The 15,194-nt window shown below is 72.3% G+C and carries 13 protein-coding genes; 10 read left to right on the forward strand and 3 right to left on the reverse strand.

Annotated features, from left to right (window positions below):
• The first annotated feature begins 9 nt into the window (after positions 1–9).
• Entirely contained in the window at positions 10–846 is an 837-nt protein-coding gene (locus tag ACFUNE_RS23285; protein WP_383571217.1) for an alpha/beta fold hydrolase, read from the forward strand.
• A 58-nt stretch (positions 847–904) separates the two neighbouring features.
• On the opposite strand, the gene ACFUNE_RS23290 is transcribed toward ACFUNE_RS23285, so the two are convergent.
• Positions 905–2,497 carry a DHA2 family efflux MFS transporter permease subunit gene (locus ACFUNE_RS23290; protein ID WP_383571220.1) on the reverse strand — a complete coding sequence of 531 codons (1,593 nt, stop codon included), beginning with the start codon at positions 2,495–2,497 and terminating at the stop codon, positions 905–907.
• Between the two features lie 133 nt (positions 2,498–2,630).
• Positions 2,631–3,104, reverse strand: a complete 474-nt coding sequence (locus ACFUNE_RS23295; protein ID WP_383571223.1) for a MarR family winged helix-turn-helix transcriptional regulator — start codon at positions 3,102–3,104, stop codon at positions 2,631–2,633.
• Positions 3,105–3,248: 144 nt separating this feature from the next.
• Between ACFUNE_RS23295 and ACFUNE_RS23300 the strand changes: the two genes are divergently transcribed.
• From ACFUNE_RS23300 to ACFUNE_RS23330, 7 genes are all read left to right on the forward strand, one after another.
• Positions 3,249–3,704 carry a MarR family winged helix-turn-helix transcriptional regulator gene (locus ACFUNE_RS23300; protein ID WP_383571730.1) on the forward strand — a complete coding sequence of 152 codons (456 nt, stop codon included), beginning with the start codon at positions 3,249–3,251 and terminating at the stop codon, positions 3,702–3,704.
• A gap of 277 nt (positions 3,705–3,981) precedes the next feature.
• On the forward strand, positions 3,982–5,010 hold the full coding sequence (gene tdh / locus ACFUNE_RS23305; RefSeq protein WP_383571226.1) for an L-threonine 3-dehydrogenase: 1,029 nt from the start codon (positions 3,982–3,984) through the stop codon (positions 5,008–5,010).
• Positions 5,011–5,052: 42 nt separating this feature from the next.
• Positions 5,053–6,246 (forward strand): glycine C-acetyltransferase, encoded by a 1,194-nt coding sequence (locus ACFUNE_RS23310; protein WP_383571229.1) that lies wholly within the window; start codon positions 5,053–5,055, stop codon positions 6,244–6,246.
• Positions 6,247–6,276: 30 nt separating this feature from the next.
• A complete protein-coding gene (locus tag ACFUNE_RS23315; RefSeq protein ID WP_383571232.1) occupies positions 6,277–7,182 on the forward strand; it encodes a LysR family transcriptional regulator in 906 nt (301 codons plus the stop codon).
• 569 nt (positions 7,183–7,751) lie between these two features.
• A complete protein-coding gene (locus ACFUNE_RS23320) occupies positions 7,752–8,750 on the forward strand; it encodes a formylglycine-generating enzyme family protein (protein ID WP_383571235.1) in 999 nt (332 codons plus the stop codon).
• A gap of 91 nt (positions 8,751–8,841) precedes the next feature.
• Entirely contained in the window at positions 8,842–10,584 is a 1,743-nt protein-coding gene (locus ACFUNE_RS23325; protein WP_383571238.1) for a sulfatase, read from the forward strand.
• A gap of 113 nt (positions 10,585–10,697) precedes the next feature.
• Positions 10,698–12,710, forward strand: coding sequence for a sulfatase (locus ACFUNE_RS23330; RefSeq protein WP_383571241.1), 2,013 nt, complete (start codon positions 10,698–10,700; stop codon positions 12,708–12,710).
• Between the two features lie 91 nt (positions 12,711–12,801).
• Here the strand turns inward: ACFUNE_RS23330 and ACFUNE_RS23335 are convergent, their stop codons facing one another.
• On the reverse strand, positions 12,802–13,188 hold the full coding sequence (locus ACFUNE_RS23335; RefSeq protein WP_383571244.1) for a VOC family protein: 387 nt from the start codon (positions 13,186–13,188) through the stop codon (positions 12,802–12,804).
• An 85-nt stretch (positions 13,189–13,273) separates the two neighbouring features.
• On the opposite strand from ACFUNE_RS23335, the gene ACFUNE_RS23340 reads away from it, so the two are divergent.
• Positions 13,274–13,900, forward strand: a complete 627-nt coding sequence (locus ACFUNE_RS23340) for a nucleoside/nucleotide kinase family protein (protein WP_383571247.1) — start codon at positions 13,274–13,276, stop codon at positions 13,898–13,900.
• Positions 13,901–13,992: 92 nt separating this feature from the next.
• A complete protein-coding gene (locus ACFUNE_RS23345; RefSeq protein ID WP_383571250.1) occupies positions 13,993–15,123 on the forward strand; it encodes a M24 family metallopeptidase in 1,131 nt (376 codons plus the stop codon).
• Positions 15,124–15,194: the final 71 nt, after the last annotated feature.

Raw genomic sequence — 15,194 nt, forward strand, 5'->3', positions numbered from 1 at the left:
GTTGGCCGTATGACCGAAGTGGCGCTTTCCGCAGGAGTGGTGGAGTACGAGGACACGGGCGGCGACGGGCCCGTGGTGGTCCTGCTGCACGGCGTGGCGATGAACGGTTCGCTCTGGCGCCACGTCGTCGCGGAGCTGCGCTCCGATTTCCGGTGCGTCGTGCCCACGCTGCCGCTGGGTGCCCACCGCAGGCCGATGCGGCCGGACGCCGATCTGACGGTCACCGGGGTCGCGCACCTCGTGGCGGAGTTCTTGGACGAGCTGGACCTCCAGGACGTCACGCTGGTGATGAACGACTGGGGCGGGGCGCAGGCTCTCGTCGCGGACGGCCGGGACGAGCGGATCGGCCGGCTGGTGATCACGTCCTGCGAGGCCTTCGACAACTACCCTCCCGGCCTTCCGGGCGCCAATCTCCTCGCCCTCGCCAAGGTGCCCGGCGGTCTGCGGTTCGCCTTCTCCCTGCTCAAGCTGAAGCCGATGCGACGGCTGCCGGTGACCTGGGGGTGGATGAGCAGGCGGCCGGTCCCGCACGAGGTGATGGACGACTGGTTCCGGCCGTTGTGGACCTCGGCCGCGATCCGGCGGGACCTCCGGGCGTACGTGCTCGGGGTGCCGCCCAGGGACGAACTCCTGAGGTGGGCGGAGGCGCTGCGCGACTTCGACCGCCCGGCGCTCGTGGTCTGGGCCTCCGAGGACAAGGTCATGCCGCCCGATCACGGCCGGAGGCTGGCGGAGATGCTGCCCAAGGGCGAGCTGGTCCTGATCGACGACAGCCTCACCCTGATCCCCGAGGACCAGCCGCAGCGGCTGAGCGAGGCCCTCAGGGAGTTCGTCCCCCTGTCCTGACCAAGCCCGCCCGGGTGCGCGGAAGTTGTCCCGCACCCGGACGGGGCCTGGCCTGTCGTCAGTCCTTCGCGCGCTCCGCTCCGGCGGCACGGCGCATCCCGAACCCGGCGAGCAGGGCGCCGGCGACGCACAGGACGGCGGTGACGACCACGGCGCTGTGCACGCCGTTCATGAAGGCGTTGCCGCTGCCCTCGACGACGGCCGCCCTCAGCTGCGCGGGCATGTCCGCCGACACCGGCGAGACGCCCATGGACACCGCGTCCGCGGCCTCTTCGAGGCCCGCGGCGGTCCCGGCCGGGACACCGGCGGACGTCAGCTCACCGGTGAGGGTGGAACCCACCCTGCCGCTGATCAGGGAGACCAGCACGGACGTGCCGAGCGCACCGCCGATCTGCAGTGACGTGGCCTGCAGTCCGCCCGCGACCCCGCCGTCCCGCGCGGGCGCGTTGCCGACGATGGCGTCGGAGGACGCGGACATCACCATGCCGACGCCCAGGCCGATGGCGAGGAACGGCGGCCACAGGGCGGCGTACGAGGAGTGCGCGTCCCAGGTCAGCATCCACAGGGCGGCCGCGGCCTGGAGGAGCATGCCGACCGGCATGGTGAGCCGCGGCCCGAAGCGCTGGGTCAGGGCGGCGCCCAGGGGCGCGGCCACCACGGTGGCCAGGCTGAACGGCAGGGTGCGCACGCCTGCCTCGACCGGGGAGAAGCCGCGCACGTTCTGCAGGTAGAGCATCACGAAGAAGATCACACCGAGCATCACGAAGAAGTTGATCGCGGTGACGATCGTGCCGATGGTCAGTGAGCGGTCGCGGAAGAGGCGCATCGGCAGCAGCGGGTGCTCGCGGCGGGTCTCGTACCGGCAGAAGCAGGCCAGCACGGCCAGGCCGGCGGCGATCGATCCCAGCGTTCCGCCGGAGGTCCAGCCCCAGGTCTCCCCCTTGACCACGCCGAAGATCAGGGCCACCAGACCGATGGCCAGGAGGATCACTCCGAGGGCGTCGAAGCGGTGGTGACCGGTGGAGTCCTTGCTCTTCGGCAGGACGAACAGGCTGAACACCAGTGCGGCGACGCCGATGGGGGCGTTGATGTAGAAGACCGACTGCCAGTTGACGTGCTCGATGAGCAGACCGCCGACGATCGGGCCGAGCGCGGTGGAGCAGGACGCCACCATCGCCCAGAGGCCCACGGCCATGCCGAACCTCCGGGGCGGGAAGACCGCGCGCAGGAGGCCGAGGGTGTTGGGGATCAGCAGGGCGGCGAACAGGCCCTGAACCGCGCGGAAGGTGATGACGCCCTCGACGGAACCGGAGAGGGCGATCGCGACCGAGGCCAGCGTGAAGCCGACGGTGCCCGCCATGTAGACCGTGTGCCGCCCGAAGCGGTCACCGAGCTTGCCGCCCAGGATCAGCAGGGCGGCCATGGCGATCAGGTAGGCGTTGGTGACCCACTGCAGGTCGGCGGTGGACGCGTCGAGGTCCCGGCCGATCTCGGGGTTGGCGATCGCCACGACGGACGAGTCGAGGTTCACCATGAACAGGCCGACGGCGACGGCGATCAGCGTCAGCCAGGGGTTGGCGCGCCTGCCGACGGGCACGTCGGGTGGACCGCTCACGGGCAGGGAGGAGGTGTCCACGGTGGTGGAGGACATGCGGAAGCCTTGTCTGTGGAACTTCGGAATGACGGGAGGGCGCGGCGGGGCACGGCGTCCGTGCCCGCGGCCGCGGGACAGCGGCCGGCGGCGGGTGTGCCCGGAGCCCGGTCGGGCGTCTGCGGAGCGGAGGTCAGCCGGCGGGGGTGTGGAGGTGCCGGTTCAGTGACGACAGCGCGCCCAGGGCGGCACCGAGGGCATCGAGCTCCCCCTCGGTGAGGCTGTGCAGCGCGCGCGCCAGGTGCGCTTCCTTGATCGTCCGCGCCTCGGCGAGCCGCTCCCGGGCCGTGGCTGTGGGGTACAGGTGGGCGATCCGCTTGTCGGCCGCGTCCTGCCTGCGCTCCAGCAGCCCCTCGTGGGTGAGCTGGGACACCAGCGCGCTGACGTTGTTCGGCTTCATCAGCAGGGCTTCGGCCGACTCCCTGACGGTGATCCCCTCGCGCTCCTCGACGAGGAGGAGCAGCGCCAGCTGGCCGTCCGGAAGCCGGGGGTGCGGAAACCCGTGCGCGACCTGCCGCTCCAGACCCCGGTGCAGCGCAGGCAGGGACGCCACGAGCGCGGAGGCTACGTGGTCGGTGTCCTGACGGGGTGCGGCGGGGCCGGGCATGACGGAAGCATAGGTACCGAGCAATAGCTATGTCAACATACTTAAATGTCGCGTCCTGCCGGAGGGAGCCCGAGTGGTATATGTGCCGTGAAGATCTCCGAGCCGAAGCGCCAGTGCACCGCGAAGGCGGTCGAGAGAAGGACCATGGACAAGCCGACGCACCTGATCGAGTTCGAGACGATGCTGCTGGGACGGCACCTCCAGCTGAGCGCGCCCCGGTCGAGGCGGGGCGGCGGCTCTCTCGACCGCAGCGCGTACACCCTGCTCAGCCGGATCCGCATGGAGGGCCCGATGTCCATCGGGCAGCTCAGCGACGCCTTCGGGCTCGACGCCTCCACCCTGAACCGGCAGACCGCGGCCATGCTGCGGGGCGGCCTCGTCGAACGCATCCCGGACCCCGACGGAGGCATCGCCCGCAAGTTCCGCATCACCGGTGCGGGCGAACTCGCTCTCGACGCGGAACGTGCCGAGAACATCAGCGGTCTGGAGCGGGTCATGGCCGGCTGGTCGCCCGACGAGGTCGCCGTGTTCGCCGGATACCTGAAGCGGCTCAACAGCGACATCGAGAGCCTCGACGGACGGCCCTGGCCCCGCCCCTGACGTAAGGGGCGTCGGAGGGCCCGGTGCGTGGCCCCGGCCCGTTGCGCGCTCAGGGCCGGACCGGGCCTGAAGCGGATCTACGGCCGCGCTTAAGAAAGTCTCGATGGACCTGAGCGCCGAGGTGCGGCACATTTCTCGGTGACGGCGCAGAGCGCGGAGCCGGGCGATCAGCCCTGTCCCGTCCGCCGCATCCCCCCGCAACCCCGGGCCGCAGGCCGTCCTCGGCATGCCCGGGACCGGGTCGTCCGCCACGCACCAGGTACAGGGAGCCGCAGCCGTGAAGGCACTCGTGAAGCACAAGGCCGAGCCGGGACTGTGGCTGATGGACGTTCCGGAGCCGGAGACCGGCCCCGGTGACGTGCTGATCAAGGTCCTCCGCACCGGCATCTGCGGCACCGACCTGCACATCCGCGACTACGACGGCTGGGCGCAGCAGGCCGTGCGCACCCCGCTCGTCCTGGGCCACGAGTTCGTCGGCGAGGTCGCCGGGATCGGCGCGGACGTCGTCGACATCGAGATCGGCGACCTCGTCAGCGGCGAGGGCCACCTGGTCTGCGGCAAGTGCCGCAACTGCCTCGCCGGGCGCCGGCACCTGTGCCGCTCCACCCTCGGGCTCGGCGTCGGCCGGGACGGGGCGTTCGCCGAATACCTGGCACTGCCCGCGTCCAACGTCTGGGTGCACCGGGACGAGGTCGACCTCGACATCGCCGCGATCTTCGACCCGTTCGGCAACGCCGTGCACACCGCGCTCTCCTTCCCGCTCGTCGGCGAGGACGTGCTGATCACCGGCGCGGGCCCGATCGGCATCATGGCCGCCGCCGTCGCGCGCCACGCGGGTGCCCGCAACGTCGTCATCACCGACGTCAGTGAGGCGCGGCTCGAACTCGCCAGGAAGGTCGGGGTGGACCTCGCCCTGAACGTCGGGAAGGGCACCGTCGCCGACGGCCAGCGCCTCCTCGGTCTGCGCGAGGGCTTCGACATCGGCCTGGAGATGTCCGGCCGCCCCGAGGCCATGCGCGACATGATCGCGAACATGACGCACGGCGGCCGGATCGCGATGCTCGGACTGCCCTCCGCCGAATTCCCGGTGGACTGGTCCCGGGTCGTCACCTCGATGCTCACCATCAAGGGCATCTACGGCCGCGAGATGTACGAGACCTGGTACGCCATGTCCGTGCTCCTGGAGGGCGGACTCGATCTCGCCCCGGTGATCACCGGCCGGTACGGCTACCGCGACTTCGAGTCCGCGTTCGACGACGCCGCGAGTGGTCTGGGTGGCAAGGTCCTCCTCGACTGGACCGCCTGAACCAACTCGTACGCATCCGCATCCACCCGGGAGACACTCCTCATGTTCGATTCCGTACGCGACGACCTGCGCACCACCCTCGACGAGATCCGCGACGCCGGGCTCCAGAAGCCCGAACGGGTCATCGGGACCCCCCAGTCCGCCACCGTGGGCGTCACGTCCGGCGGCCGCGCGGGTGAGGTGCTGAACTTCTGCGCCAACAACTACCTGGGCCTCGCCGACCACCCCGAGGTCGTCGCCGCGGCCCACGAGGCACTGGACCGCTGGGGCTACGGGCTCGCGTCCGTCCGCTTCATCTGCGGCACCCAGGAGGTCCACAAGGAGCTGGAGCAGCGGCTCTCCTCCTTCCTCGGCCAGGAGGACACGATCCTCTACTCCTCCTGCTTCGACGCCAACGGCGGAGTCTTCGAGACCCTCCTCGGCCCCGAGGACGCGGTGATCTCCGACGCCCTCAACCACGCCTCCATCATCGACGGCATCCGCCTCTCCAAGGCGAAGCGCTTCCGCTACGCCAACCGCGACATGGCCGACCTGGAGCAGCAGCTGAAGGAGGCGTCCGGAGCCCGGCGCCGCCTGGTCGTCACGGACGGCGTGTTCTCCATGGACGGCTACGTCGCCCCGCTGGCGGAGATCTGCGACCTCGCCGACCGCTACGACGCCATGGTCATGGTCGACGACTCCCACGCCGTCGGCTTCGTCGGCCCCGGCGGCCGGGGCACCCCCGAGCTGCACGGCGTCATGGACCGCGTCGACATCATCACGGGCACGCTCGGCAAGGCCCTCGGCGGCGCTTCCGGCGGTTACGTCGCCGCGCGCGCCGAGATCGTCGCGCTGCTGCGCCAGCGCTCGCGCCCGTACCTCTTCTCCAACTCGCTCGCCCCGGTCATCGCCGCCGCCTCCCTCAAGGTCATCGACCTGCTGGAGTCCGCGGGCGAGCTGCGCGAGCGGCTCAACGCCAACACCGCGCTCTTCCGCTCCCGGATGACCGATGAGGGCTTCGACGTCCTGCCCGGTGACCACGCCATCGCCCCCGTGATGATCGGGGACGCGGCGGAGGCGGGCCGGATGGCGGAGCTGCTCCTCGAGCGCGGTGTGTACGTGATCGGGTTCTCGTACCCCGTCGTGCCGCAGGGAGCCGCGCGCATCCGCGTCCAGCTCTCGGCCGCCCACTCGACCGAGGACGTCAACCGCGCCGTGGACGCGTTCGTCGACGCGCGGGCCGCGCTGGAGGCGTAGGGACACCCCGCGAGCTGGGACAATGAGCGCATGATCGATGCCCGGCGGCTGCGGATCCTCCGTGCGGTGGCGGACCACCGCACGGTGACCGCCGCGGCCGCCGCGCTGTACCTGACCCCGTCCGCGGTCTCCCAGCAGCTCGCCGCGCTGGAGCAGGAGACCGGCCACCGGCTGGTGGAGCGCGGGGCGCGGGGTGCCCGGCTGACCGCCGCGGGAGAGATCCTGCTGACCCACGCCAACGCCGTCCTCGCCCAGCTGGAGCGGGCCGAGGCGGAGCTCGCGGAGTACAGCGCGGGCGTCGCGGGGACGGTCACCGTCGCCGCCTTCGCCACGGGCATCGGGCTCGTCCTCGCCCCCGCGATCGCCGAGCTGACCCGCACCTCACCCGGGATCCGGGTCCGGGTGCAGGACGCCGAGGGCGACGCGAGCGTGCCGATGGTGCTGGACCGGCAGGTCGATGTGGCGGTCGCCGTCGAATACCGGGGCGCGCCCGGGGTCGACGACCGGAGACTGACCCGGGTGCCGCTGTACTCGGAACCCTTCGACGCGGTGCTGCCGGTCGGTCACCGCCTCGCCGGAGAGGCTCACGTGTCCGTCGCCGACCTGGCCGAGGACGCGTGGATCGGCCCGTACCCCGGCAACCCCTGCCACGACGTGGTGGTCCTTGCCTGTGAGTACGCCGGCTTCGAGCCCCGGCTGGAGCACTCGTCGGACGACTTCCACGCGGTGGTCGCCCTGGCCGGGGCGGGGGCCGGAGTGGCACTGGTGCCCCGCTCGGCGCTGCGCGGCACCGAGCTCGGCCGGGTCGTCGTACGACCGGTCGAGGGCGTCGCCCCGACCCGGCGGGTGTTCGCCGCGGTACGGCAGGGGGCCGAGGGGCATCCGCTGATCAAGCCGGTCCTGGACGCGCTGGCCGCGGCGGCGGGGCCCGTGTGACCTGGTTCGCGGGGCGACGCCGTCCCGGCGGCCCGCACCTCGCCCCACGGACAGCGGAGGAGGCATCGGGGCGGCCCGAACTCCCCGCGCCTGCATGCGTGTCGGACATCCGCCGCAGAATCCGCGTGGATCTCATCAGCCGGACGCGGCATTGAACATCCCTTCGCACCATGGTGTCATCTGGCTCATGAGGAGTGCCTGTTCAGTCCGCACGGTTCTGCTGGATCCGTTCTGGCCCAGCCGGCGCGTCGACCACTTCGACCAGTTCTGTCGCTGAGCACCCCTTTCAGGCGGCGCCCACCCGGTTCCCGGGTGTGTTCCTGAGCCGCCGTCCCTGAGGCCCGCCGACGTACGGCGGCCCCTCCCGCGTGGTGTGCCCCCGCACAGCCGCCCCGGGCGCGCGCCGTCGTACGGCGCCCTCCCTTCCCGCGAGCACCGACGCCCGCAGCCGTCCTGTCCCGCCACGTCCTGAACGCGTCCCCGGACGCCCCGGCAGGCGTGGCGGGGCGCGGCACACGGCGTCCGGCTCGGCCCTGCCACCGGTGACCACCCCACCCTGGAGCCCACCGATGTCCTGCTGCTCCCCGTCCGCCGGAGACCACGTCTTCCACGACGTCCCGGCCGTCCCCGGTGGCCCCCTCGGCGGCAGTCCTCCGGGGCCCTTCCGCCCCGCACCCGCCGACCGCGCCACCCGTGGTCAGGTCCGGCTCCCGGGCGGTACCTTCGCCATGGGCGACGCCTTCGACGAGGGGTACGCGGCGGACGGAGAGGGACCGGTGCACCCGGTCCGCCTCGACCCCTACCTGGTCGACGCGACGACGGTCACCAACGCCGCCTTCGCCGCGTTCGTCAAGGACACCGGGTACGAGACGGAGGCCGAACGCCTCGGCCTGTCGGCCGTGTTCCACCTCGACGTACAGGCCGGCCCCGCCGACATCCTGGGCCGGGCCACCGGTACGCCCTGGTGGCTCGTCGTCCGGGGTGCATCATGGCGCCACCCGGCCGGACCGCTGTCCTCCGTCGGTTCCCTGCGCAACCACCCCGTGGTGCAGGTGAGCTGGAACGACGCGCAGGCGTACTGCGCCTGGGCCGGCAAGCGCCTGCCCACCGAAGCCGAGTGGGAGTACGCGGCGCGCGGCGGTCTGGCCGGCGGCAGGTTCCCGTGGGGAGACGAGCTGCGCCCGCGCGGCAGGTGGAACTGCAACATCTGGCAGGGCACCTTCCCCACCGACAACACCGCCGACGACGGCCACAGGAACACCGCACCGGTGACGTCCTACCGGCCCAACCCCTACGGCCTGTGGAACATGGTCGGGAACGTCTGGGAGTGGTGCGCCGACACCTTCTCCTCCGGCACCTACGCCGCACGCGCCGGCGACGCGCCGGTCCACGACCCCCGTGGGCCCCGGCACGATCCCCGTTCCGATGCCCCCCGCGTCATGCGGGGCGGCTCGTTCCTGTGCCACGACTCGTACTGCTACCGCTACCGGGTCGCCGCCCGCTCCGGGAACACCGGGGAGTCGGCGGCGGCGAACGTCGGCTTCCGCTGTGCCAACGACGCCGGCTGACGCCGCGTCCCCTCCTCACCGCTCCTTCCCACCGCCCCACCTCCGTGCACGTGCCCGCATCCCAGCACCCGCTCCCCGAGGAGGAACCCCGATGAAGAAGAGAAGGCCCCGACTGCTCGGCCTGCTCGCCCTGCCCGTCGTGCTCACCCTGCCCACGCTCGGCGCCCCGGCGTCGGCCGCCGCACCCGGCCGGCAGGCCCCGCCGGTCCGGCAGGCCGCCACCCCGGCGCCGAACATCGTCTACGTCCTCGCCGACGACTTCGGCTGGACGGACGTGAGCACGGGCCGGACCAACGCCGGAAATCCCAGCGACTACTACGAGACACCGGCCCTGGAGGAGATCGCGCGGGAAGGGGTGGCCTTCGACAACGGCTACACCTCGGTCAACTGCACACCGACCCGGGCCGCGCTGCTCACCGGCCTGTACGCGCCACGGCCGCAGAACAACATCTACCTGGTCGGCGACCTGAACCGGGGCGGCGACGGCACCTTGCTGAAAGGGCCCGCCCAGGGCCGCGCGGACGGTGCCACCGTCCTGCCGGACGAAGCGGTCACCATCGGCGAGCGGTTGCAGGGCGCCGGTTACGCCACCGGGTACGTCGGCAAGTTCCATGTGAGCAGATCGGGCCCGGACATCGTCGCGCAGCACGGTTTCGACGAGAACTTCGGCGGGACCAACGCCGGTGACCCGGGCGCGTACCACGCCGCCGACGGCCGCTTCCACAACAAGATCGGCCCCGAACTGGACGCCTACGCCGCCGACTACACCCAGGCGTACGTCGACCGGAACATCAAGCCGTACAGCAAGGGCGTCAGCCCCGCCGCCCTCGACGCCCTCGTGGGCACCGACAAGCACGTGACGGACGCGCTGGCCGACGCCACCCTCGGCTTCGTCGACCGCCACAAGAACGAGCCCTTCTTCGCCTTCGTCGGCTCCTACGCCGTCCACACCCCGGTCGGTGAGAAACAGGCGCGCAAGGACCTGCTGGGCAAGTACCGGGCGAAGGCCCCGGGCACCGGCACGTCGAACCCGTCGTACGGTGCGCTCATCGAGGGCCTCGACCAGAACATCGCCCGGCTCGTCGACCACCTGCGGACCACAGCCGATCCCCGCAATCCGGGCCATCCGCTCGCCGACAACACCGTCCTGCTGTTCAGCGGTGACAACGGCGGCGTGGACCAGTTCACCGACAACGGGCCCCTGCGCGGCCAGAAGGGCGAACTGCGCGAGGGAGGGATCCGGGTGCCGCAGATCGCCTGGAGCACCAACCCCCGCCTGGTGCGGGGCAACCGGGTCGACCACACCCCCGTCTACGTCGCCGACCACACCGCGACCATCGCCGCGCTCGCTGGGGTCGCGCCGTCCGGCGGGGAGCTCGACGGCATCGATCTGAGCGGCCGGCTCAGCGGATCCACCGCACCGCGCGGCGACGCCCTGTACTGGCACCTGCCCGGCTATCTGATCGAGGGCGGCCGCGACCAGCGCCCCCAGTCGGTGATCCGTTCCGGGCAGTGGAAGCTCGTCCACTCCTACGAGGACCACTCCTGGGAGCTGTACGACCTGGCCGAGGACATCGGCGAGGCGCACGACCTCGCAGCCGCGCGGCCGGAGCTCGTCCAGGAGCTGGGCGGCAAGCTGATCCGCTGGCTGGACGAGACCGACGCACCGCTGGCGACCCTGCGCGACGGCAAGGCCCCTCTCAGCCTCACCGTCACAGGCAGCACCTATGCCGACGGCCGGATCGTCCGGCGGGAGAACGCGACCGTGACCGTCCGGCCGGGCGACGAGGTACCTCTCGTCCTGCAGACGCCCCGGACGTCCCGCAGAGGCTGAGCCGGCGCGCCCCGGTCCTCGCGATCGGCTCTCCCCCCCACCCCGGCCGTCCCGCACACCGCACGGTGCGCGGGACGGCCGGGGCGCCGCCCCGCCGCACCTGGAGGTACCCCATGCCCGGACACATCCCGGCAGGCCTGTCCCGTCGAGGATTCATCGGCGGGGCCACCGGCAGCGCGATGACCCTTCTCGCCGCCGGTCCGCAGGCCGCCGCTCACCCCGTGCCACCCCGCCCCGACCGCCCCGGCACCCGCCCCGCCAACGTCATCTTCGTCTCCGTCGACGACCTCGGCCATGACGAGCTCGGCGCCTACGGGAACACGTTCAACGAGACACCGAACATCGACCGGCTGGCACGCGAAGGCGTCCTGTTCACCAGTGCGTACGCCGCCGCTCCCGTCTGCTCCCCGACCCGGGCCGCACTCGTCACGGGCCGCTATCCGGCGCGCAGCGGCATCACCGACTACCTGCGGGGCGAGAACGCCGCGAGCGCGGCGCACCTCTCCCCGGACATCCCCACCGCACCCGACGTGCTCGGCCCGTACGGCTACACCACCGGGCTGATCGGGAAGTGGCACCTCACCGAGACCTACAGCGGCCCGTACGCCGAGCGCCCCGGCAACCCCTTCGCCCACGGTTTCGACGAGGTCGTCGCGTCCGAGGAGAAGTACATCGCGGACGGCGACTACTTCCACCCGTACTTCTTCCTGCCGGGCCTGGAGGCCCGGGAGCCCGGCGAGCACCTCACCGACCGGCTGGCCGCGGAAGCCGTCGACTACATCACCCGCCACCGCGACGAACCGTTCTTCCTGCACGTCTCCAACTACGCCGTCCACACCGCCCTCGACGGCAAACCGGATCTCGTCGCCAAGTACCGGGCCAAGCCCGGAGCCGGCACCGCCCCCAACCGCCCGGTGCTCGCCGCCATGCTGGAGAGCGTCGACGACCAGGTCGGCCGCATCGCGGACACCCTCGCCGAACTGGGCCTGGCCCGCGACACCCTGCTCCTGGTCGCCTCGGACAACGGAGGGCCCTACCGGGACGCGAACCTGCCGCTGCGTGGCGGCAAGGGCGAGCTGTACGAGGGCGGGATCAGGGTTCCCATGATCGCGCACTGGCCCGGCCGGGTGCCCCCGGGCCGCCGGGTGGACACCCCGGTCAGCACCATCGACGTGCTCCCCACCGCGCTGGACCTGGCCGGTGGCAGGCCCGGCCGGCAGTTCGACGGTGTGAGCATCGCCCCGCTGCTCACGGGCACCGGTGGCCTCGGCCGCGACGAGCTGTACTGGGTGTACCCGCACTTCATCGGTGCGACCCACCCCCATGCCGCGGTGCGCTCCGGCCGGTACAAGCTCGTGCGGTATCTGCGCGACGGGCGCAGCGAACTCTACGACCTCGCCCGCGACCCCGGCGAGAGCACCGACCTCTCCGGACGGTACCCAGGGCGCGCCCGTGCCCTGGGCGGCAGGCTCGCGGCGCACATCGCCGAGGTCGGCGTCCTGCCCCCCGCACCGGACGACCGGGTGTACCGGACACCCGAGCTGTACGAGTCCTTCGACGGCGGCCTGGAACGCTGGAGCGTGCTGCCGGTGACCGCGCACGCGGGCGCCGTGCGGGTCGCCGGCGGACAGCTCTCGGTGCAGGCGGACACCTTGACCCACCTGGTGTTCCGCTCGGACGTCGCCCCCGGGTCCGACACGGCGGCGGCGGTGCTCGAACCCGGCACCTTCAGCGGGGCCGGAACCCAGGACACGGTGTTCGTCGGGGTCGCCCAGGACGCACGCAACTACCTGCTGTTCCGCTACCACAACGGACTCAACAGAGTCGGCTGGGACCTGCGTGTGGACGGTGAGCTGATCACCGCCGGGGCCGAGCCGCTCAACGGACTCGACGGCACCGTCGACCTGACCGTGCCCGGCTCCCGCTACGCCTTCGTCCTTCACGGCACCAGGGCCACCGCCTACGTCGACCAGGGGCGTGGCTGGGAGTTCCTCTTCACCACCGACACAGGCGGCGCACTGGACCTCGGCGACCCTGCGGTACGGGCGCGGTACCGCTGGGCCACCGGCGTCCGTATCGACCACGGCACCCTCACCGTAGGCGGCCTCACGGCACGCCGGGCGTGACCCACGGCGGACACGGGAGCCGGCCCCGTGCCGTCACGGAGGCCGGCGGGACGGCGGCCTCCCGGGAAGACAACCCGGGGCGGTCGTGGCCTCAGGCGGGCTGCAGCAGGTCCCACCGGTTTCCGTAGAGGTCCTCGAACACCGCGACGGAGCCGTACACCTCGTGCCGGGGCTCCTCCAGGAACCGCACTCCGGCGGCCAGCATCCGGGCATGGTCGCCCGCGAAGTCCTCCGTGTGCAGGAAGAAGCCGACCCGGCCGCCCGTCTGCGCGCCGACACTCGTCCGCTGAGCGTCGTCCTTCGCTCGGGCCAGCAGCAGCCCGGTGCCCGAGGTGCCGCGCGGCCGTACGACCACCCAGCGGGAGCCGTCGCCCCGGTCCGTGTCCTCCACCAGTTCGAACCCGAGGGCGCCGGTGTAGAAGGAGAGGGCCTCGTCGTAGTCGCTGACGACCAGCGTGACCAGGGCGATGTGGGACATGGGGATCCTCGTCGTCGGGGGAGCGGTGGACGGAGTTATACGTAACACTAACGCGAACCCGGCGCGCGGCGGGACAATGCCCGCCATGGACACGAGCGACCTCGCCGCGCTGACGGAGCGCGCCCGACGACTCGCGGCGGGCGGCCACCGCCGCATCCTCGGCATCGCGGGGGCTCCCGGCGCGGGTAAATCCACGCTGGCGGCCCGGATCACCGAAGGGCTCGACGGACGCGCGGTCCTCGTCCCGATGGACGGTTTCCACCTGGCGGGGGCGGAGCTCGAACGCCTCGGACGGACGGAACGCAAGGGTGCGCCCGACACCTTCGACGCCGCCGGTTACGCGGCGCTGCTCCGGCGGCTGCGCCGTCCCGAAGGACCGGAGCCGGTCTACGCCCCCGCTTTCGACCGGGCCCTGGAGGAGCCGGTCGCCGGGTCCGTGTCCGTTCCCGCGGACATCCCGCTCGTCGTGACCGAGGGCAACTACCTGCTGCTGGACGAGGGGCCCTGGGCGCCGGTGCGCGGGCTGCTGGACGAGGTGTGGTTCCTGGACGCCGACCCGGAGCTGCGGGTGAGCAGGCTCGTGGACCGTCATGTGCGGTTCGGCAAGTCCCGCCCGTACGCCGAGCGCTGGGTCGCCGGCTCCGACGAGCGCAACGCGCGGCTCGTCGAGCGGTACAGGGACCGCGCCGACCTCGTCGTGCGGATTCGCTGAGGCAGCCCGGGCGCTGCCCTGAATCCCGCTCGCGTCCACCCCGGCGGACGGGCAGGATGCGGAGTGCCGCTTCGCCCCGCCAGGAGGTCCCCATGCCCAGCACCGACCAGCCCGTGCCCTTCACCGCCGAGGACTACCGGGCCCGGATGATCCGCGCGGCCGAGGCCGCCGACGAGGCGGGCCTGGCCGGTGTCCTCGTCGCACCCGGCCCCGACATGGTCCATCTCACCGGCTACCGGCCGACCGCGGACACCGAGCGCCTCACCCTGCTCGTCCTCCGTGCCGGTCAGGACCCCGTCCTCGTCGTCCCGGCCCTGGAGGCGGCGGACGCGGAACGCGCGGCGGGCGCCCCCGCACTGACTCTGCGGGACTGGACCGACGCCGCGAACCCGTACGGCCTGACCGCCGCACTGCTGGACGCGAAAGGCCGCTTCGGGATCAGCGACAACGCCTGGGCGTTGCACCTCCTCGCGCTCCACGCGCTCCTCCCCGACACCTCCTACGCCTCGCTCACCGAAGCCCTGCCGATGCTGCGCGCGGTCAAGGACACGGCCGAGCTGGAGCGCCTCGCCGCCGCCGGGGCCGCGGCCGACGCGACCTACGAGCGGATCCTGAAGGTCCGCTTCTCCGGCCGCCGGGAGAGCGACGTGGCCGCGGACCTGGCCGCCCTCCTCCTGGAACACGGACACTCCCAGGTCGACTTCACCGTCGTGGGGTCCGGGCCGAACGGCGCCAACCCGCACCACGAGGCCGGCGAGCGCACCATCGAGGGCGGCGACATGGTCGTCCTCGACTTCGGCGGGCTGATGCACGGCTACGGCTCCGACACCTCGCGCACGGTCCACGTCGGGGAGCCCACCGCCGAGGAGCAGCGCGTGCACGACGTCGTACGGGAGGCGCAGGAGGCGGGCTGCCGGGCGGTGCGACCCGGAGCGGCCTGCCAGGACGTCGACCGGGCCGCCCGCGCCGTCGTCACCGAATTCGGCTACGGCGAACGCTTCATCCACCGCACGGGCCACGGCATCGGCGTCACCACCCATGAACCGCCCTACATGATCGAGGGTGAGGAACTGCCGCTCGTGCCGGGCATGTGCTTCTCCGTGGAGCCCGGCATCTACCTCCCGGGCCGCTTCGGCGTCCGTATCGAGGACATCGTGACGGTCACGGAGAGCGGGGGCAGGCGGCTGAACGCCACCGACCGCGAGCTGGCGATCGTCGAGTAGGGCGGGGCGGGGTCGTCCCGTCCGAACTCCCTCTGCGGGCAACGGCCCTGCGGCAGGCGGTGCGCTGTCCT

The organism is Streptomyces sp. NPDC057287 (assembly GCF_042667905.1).
Classification (GTDB): Bacteria; Actinomycetota; Actinomycetes; order Streptomycetales; family Streptomycetaceae; genus Streptomyces.

What these genes read in the sequence shown, in the direction of transcription:
- ACFUNE_RS23285 (WP_383571217.1), top strand. Translation starts at nt 10, where the DNA reads ATGACCGAAGTGGCGCTTTCCGCAGGAGTGGTGGAGTACGAGGACACG.
- ACFUNE_RS23290 (WP_383571220.1), bottom strand. Translation starts at nt 2,497, where the DNA reads ATGTCCTCCACCACCGTGGACACCTCCTCCCTGCCCGTGAGCGGTCCA.
- ACFUNE_RS23295 (WP_383571223.1), bottom strand. Translation starts at nt 3,104, where the DNA reads ATGCCCGGCCCCGCCGCACCCCGTCAGGACACCGACCACGTAGCCTCC.
- ACFUNE_RS23300 (WP_383571730.1), top strand. Translation starts at nt 3,249, where the DNA reads ATGGACAAGCCGACGCACCTGATCGAGTTCGAGACGATGCTGCTGGGA.
- ACFUNE_RS23310 (WP_383571229.1), top strand. Translation starts at nt 5,053, where the DNA reads ATGTTCGATTCCGTACGCGACGACCTGCGCACCACCCTCGACGAGATC.
- ACFUNE_RS23315 (WP_383571232.1), top strand. Translation starts at nt 6,277, where the DNA reads ATGATCGATGCCCGGCGGCTGCGGATCCTCCGTGCGGTGGCGGACCAC.
- ACFUNE_RS23320 (WP_383571235.1), top strand. Translation starts at nt 7,752, where the DNA reads ATGTCCTGCTGCTCCCCGTCCGCCGGAGACCACGTCTTCCACGACGTC.
- ACFUNE_RS23325 (WP_383571238.1), top strand. Translation starts at nt 8,842, where the DNA reads ATGAAGAAGAGAAGGCCCCGACTGCTCGGCCTGCTCGCCCTGCCCGTC.
- ACFUNE_RS23330 (WP_383571241.1), top strand. Translation starts at nt 10,698, where the DNA reads ATGCCCGGACACATCCCGGCAGGCCTGTCCCGTCGAGGATTCATCGGC.
- ACFUNE_RS23335 (WP_383571244.1), bottom strand. Translation starts at nt 13,188, where the DNA reads ATGTCCCACATCGCCCTGGTCACGCTGGTCGTCAGCGACTACGACGAG.
- ACFUNE_RS23340 (WP_383571247.1), top strand. Translation starts at nt 13,274, where the DNA reads ATGGACACGAGCGACCTCGCCGCGCTGACGGAGCGCGCCCGACGACTC.
- ACFUNE_RS23345 (WP_383571250.1), top strand. Translation starts at nt 13,993, where the DNA reads ATGCCCAGCACCGACCAGCCCGTGCCCTTCACCGCCGAGGACTACCGG.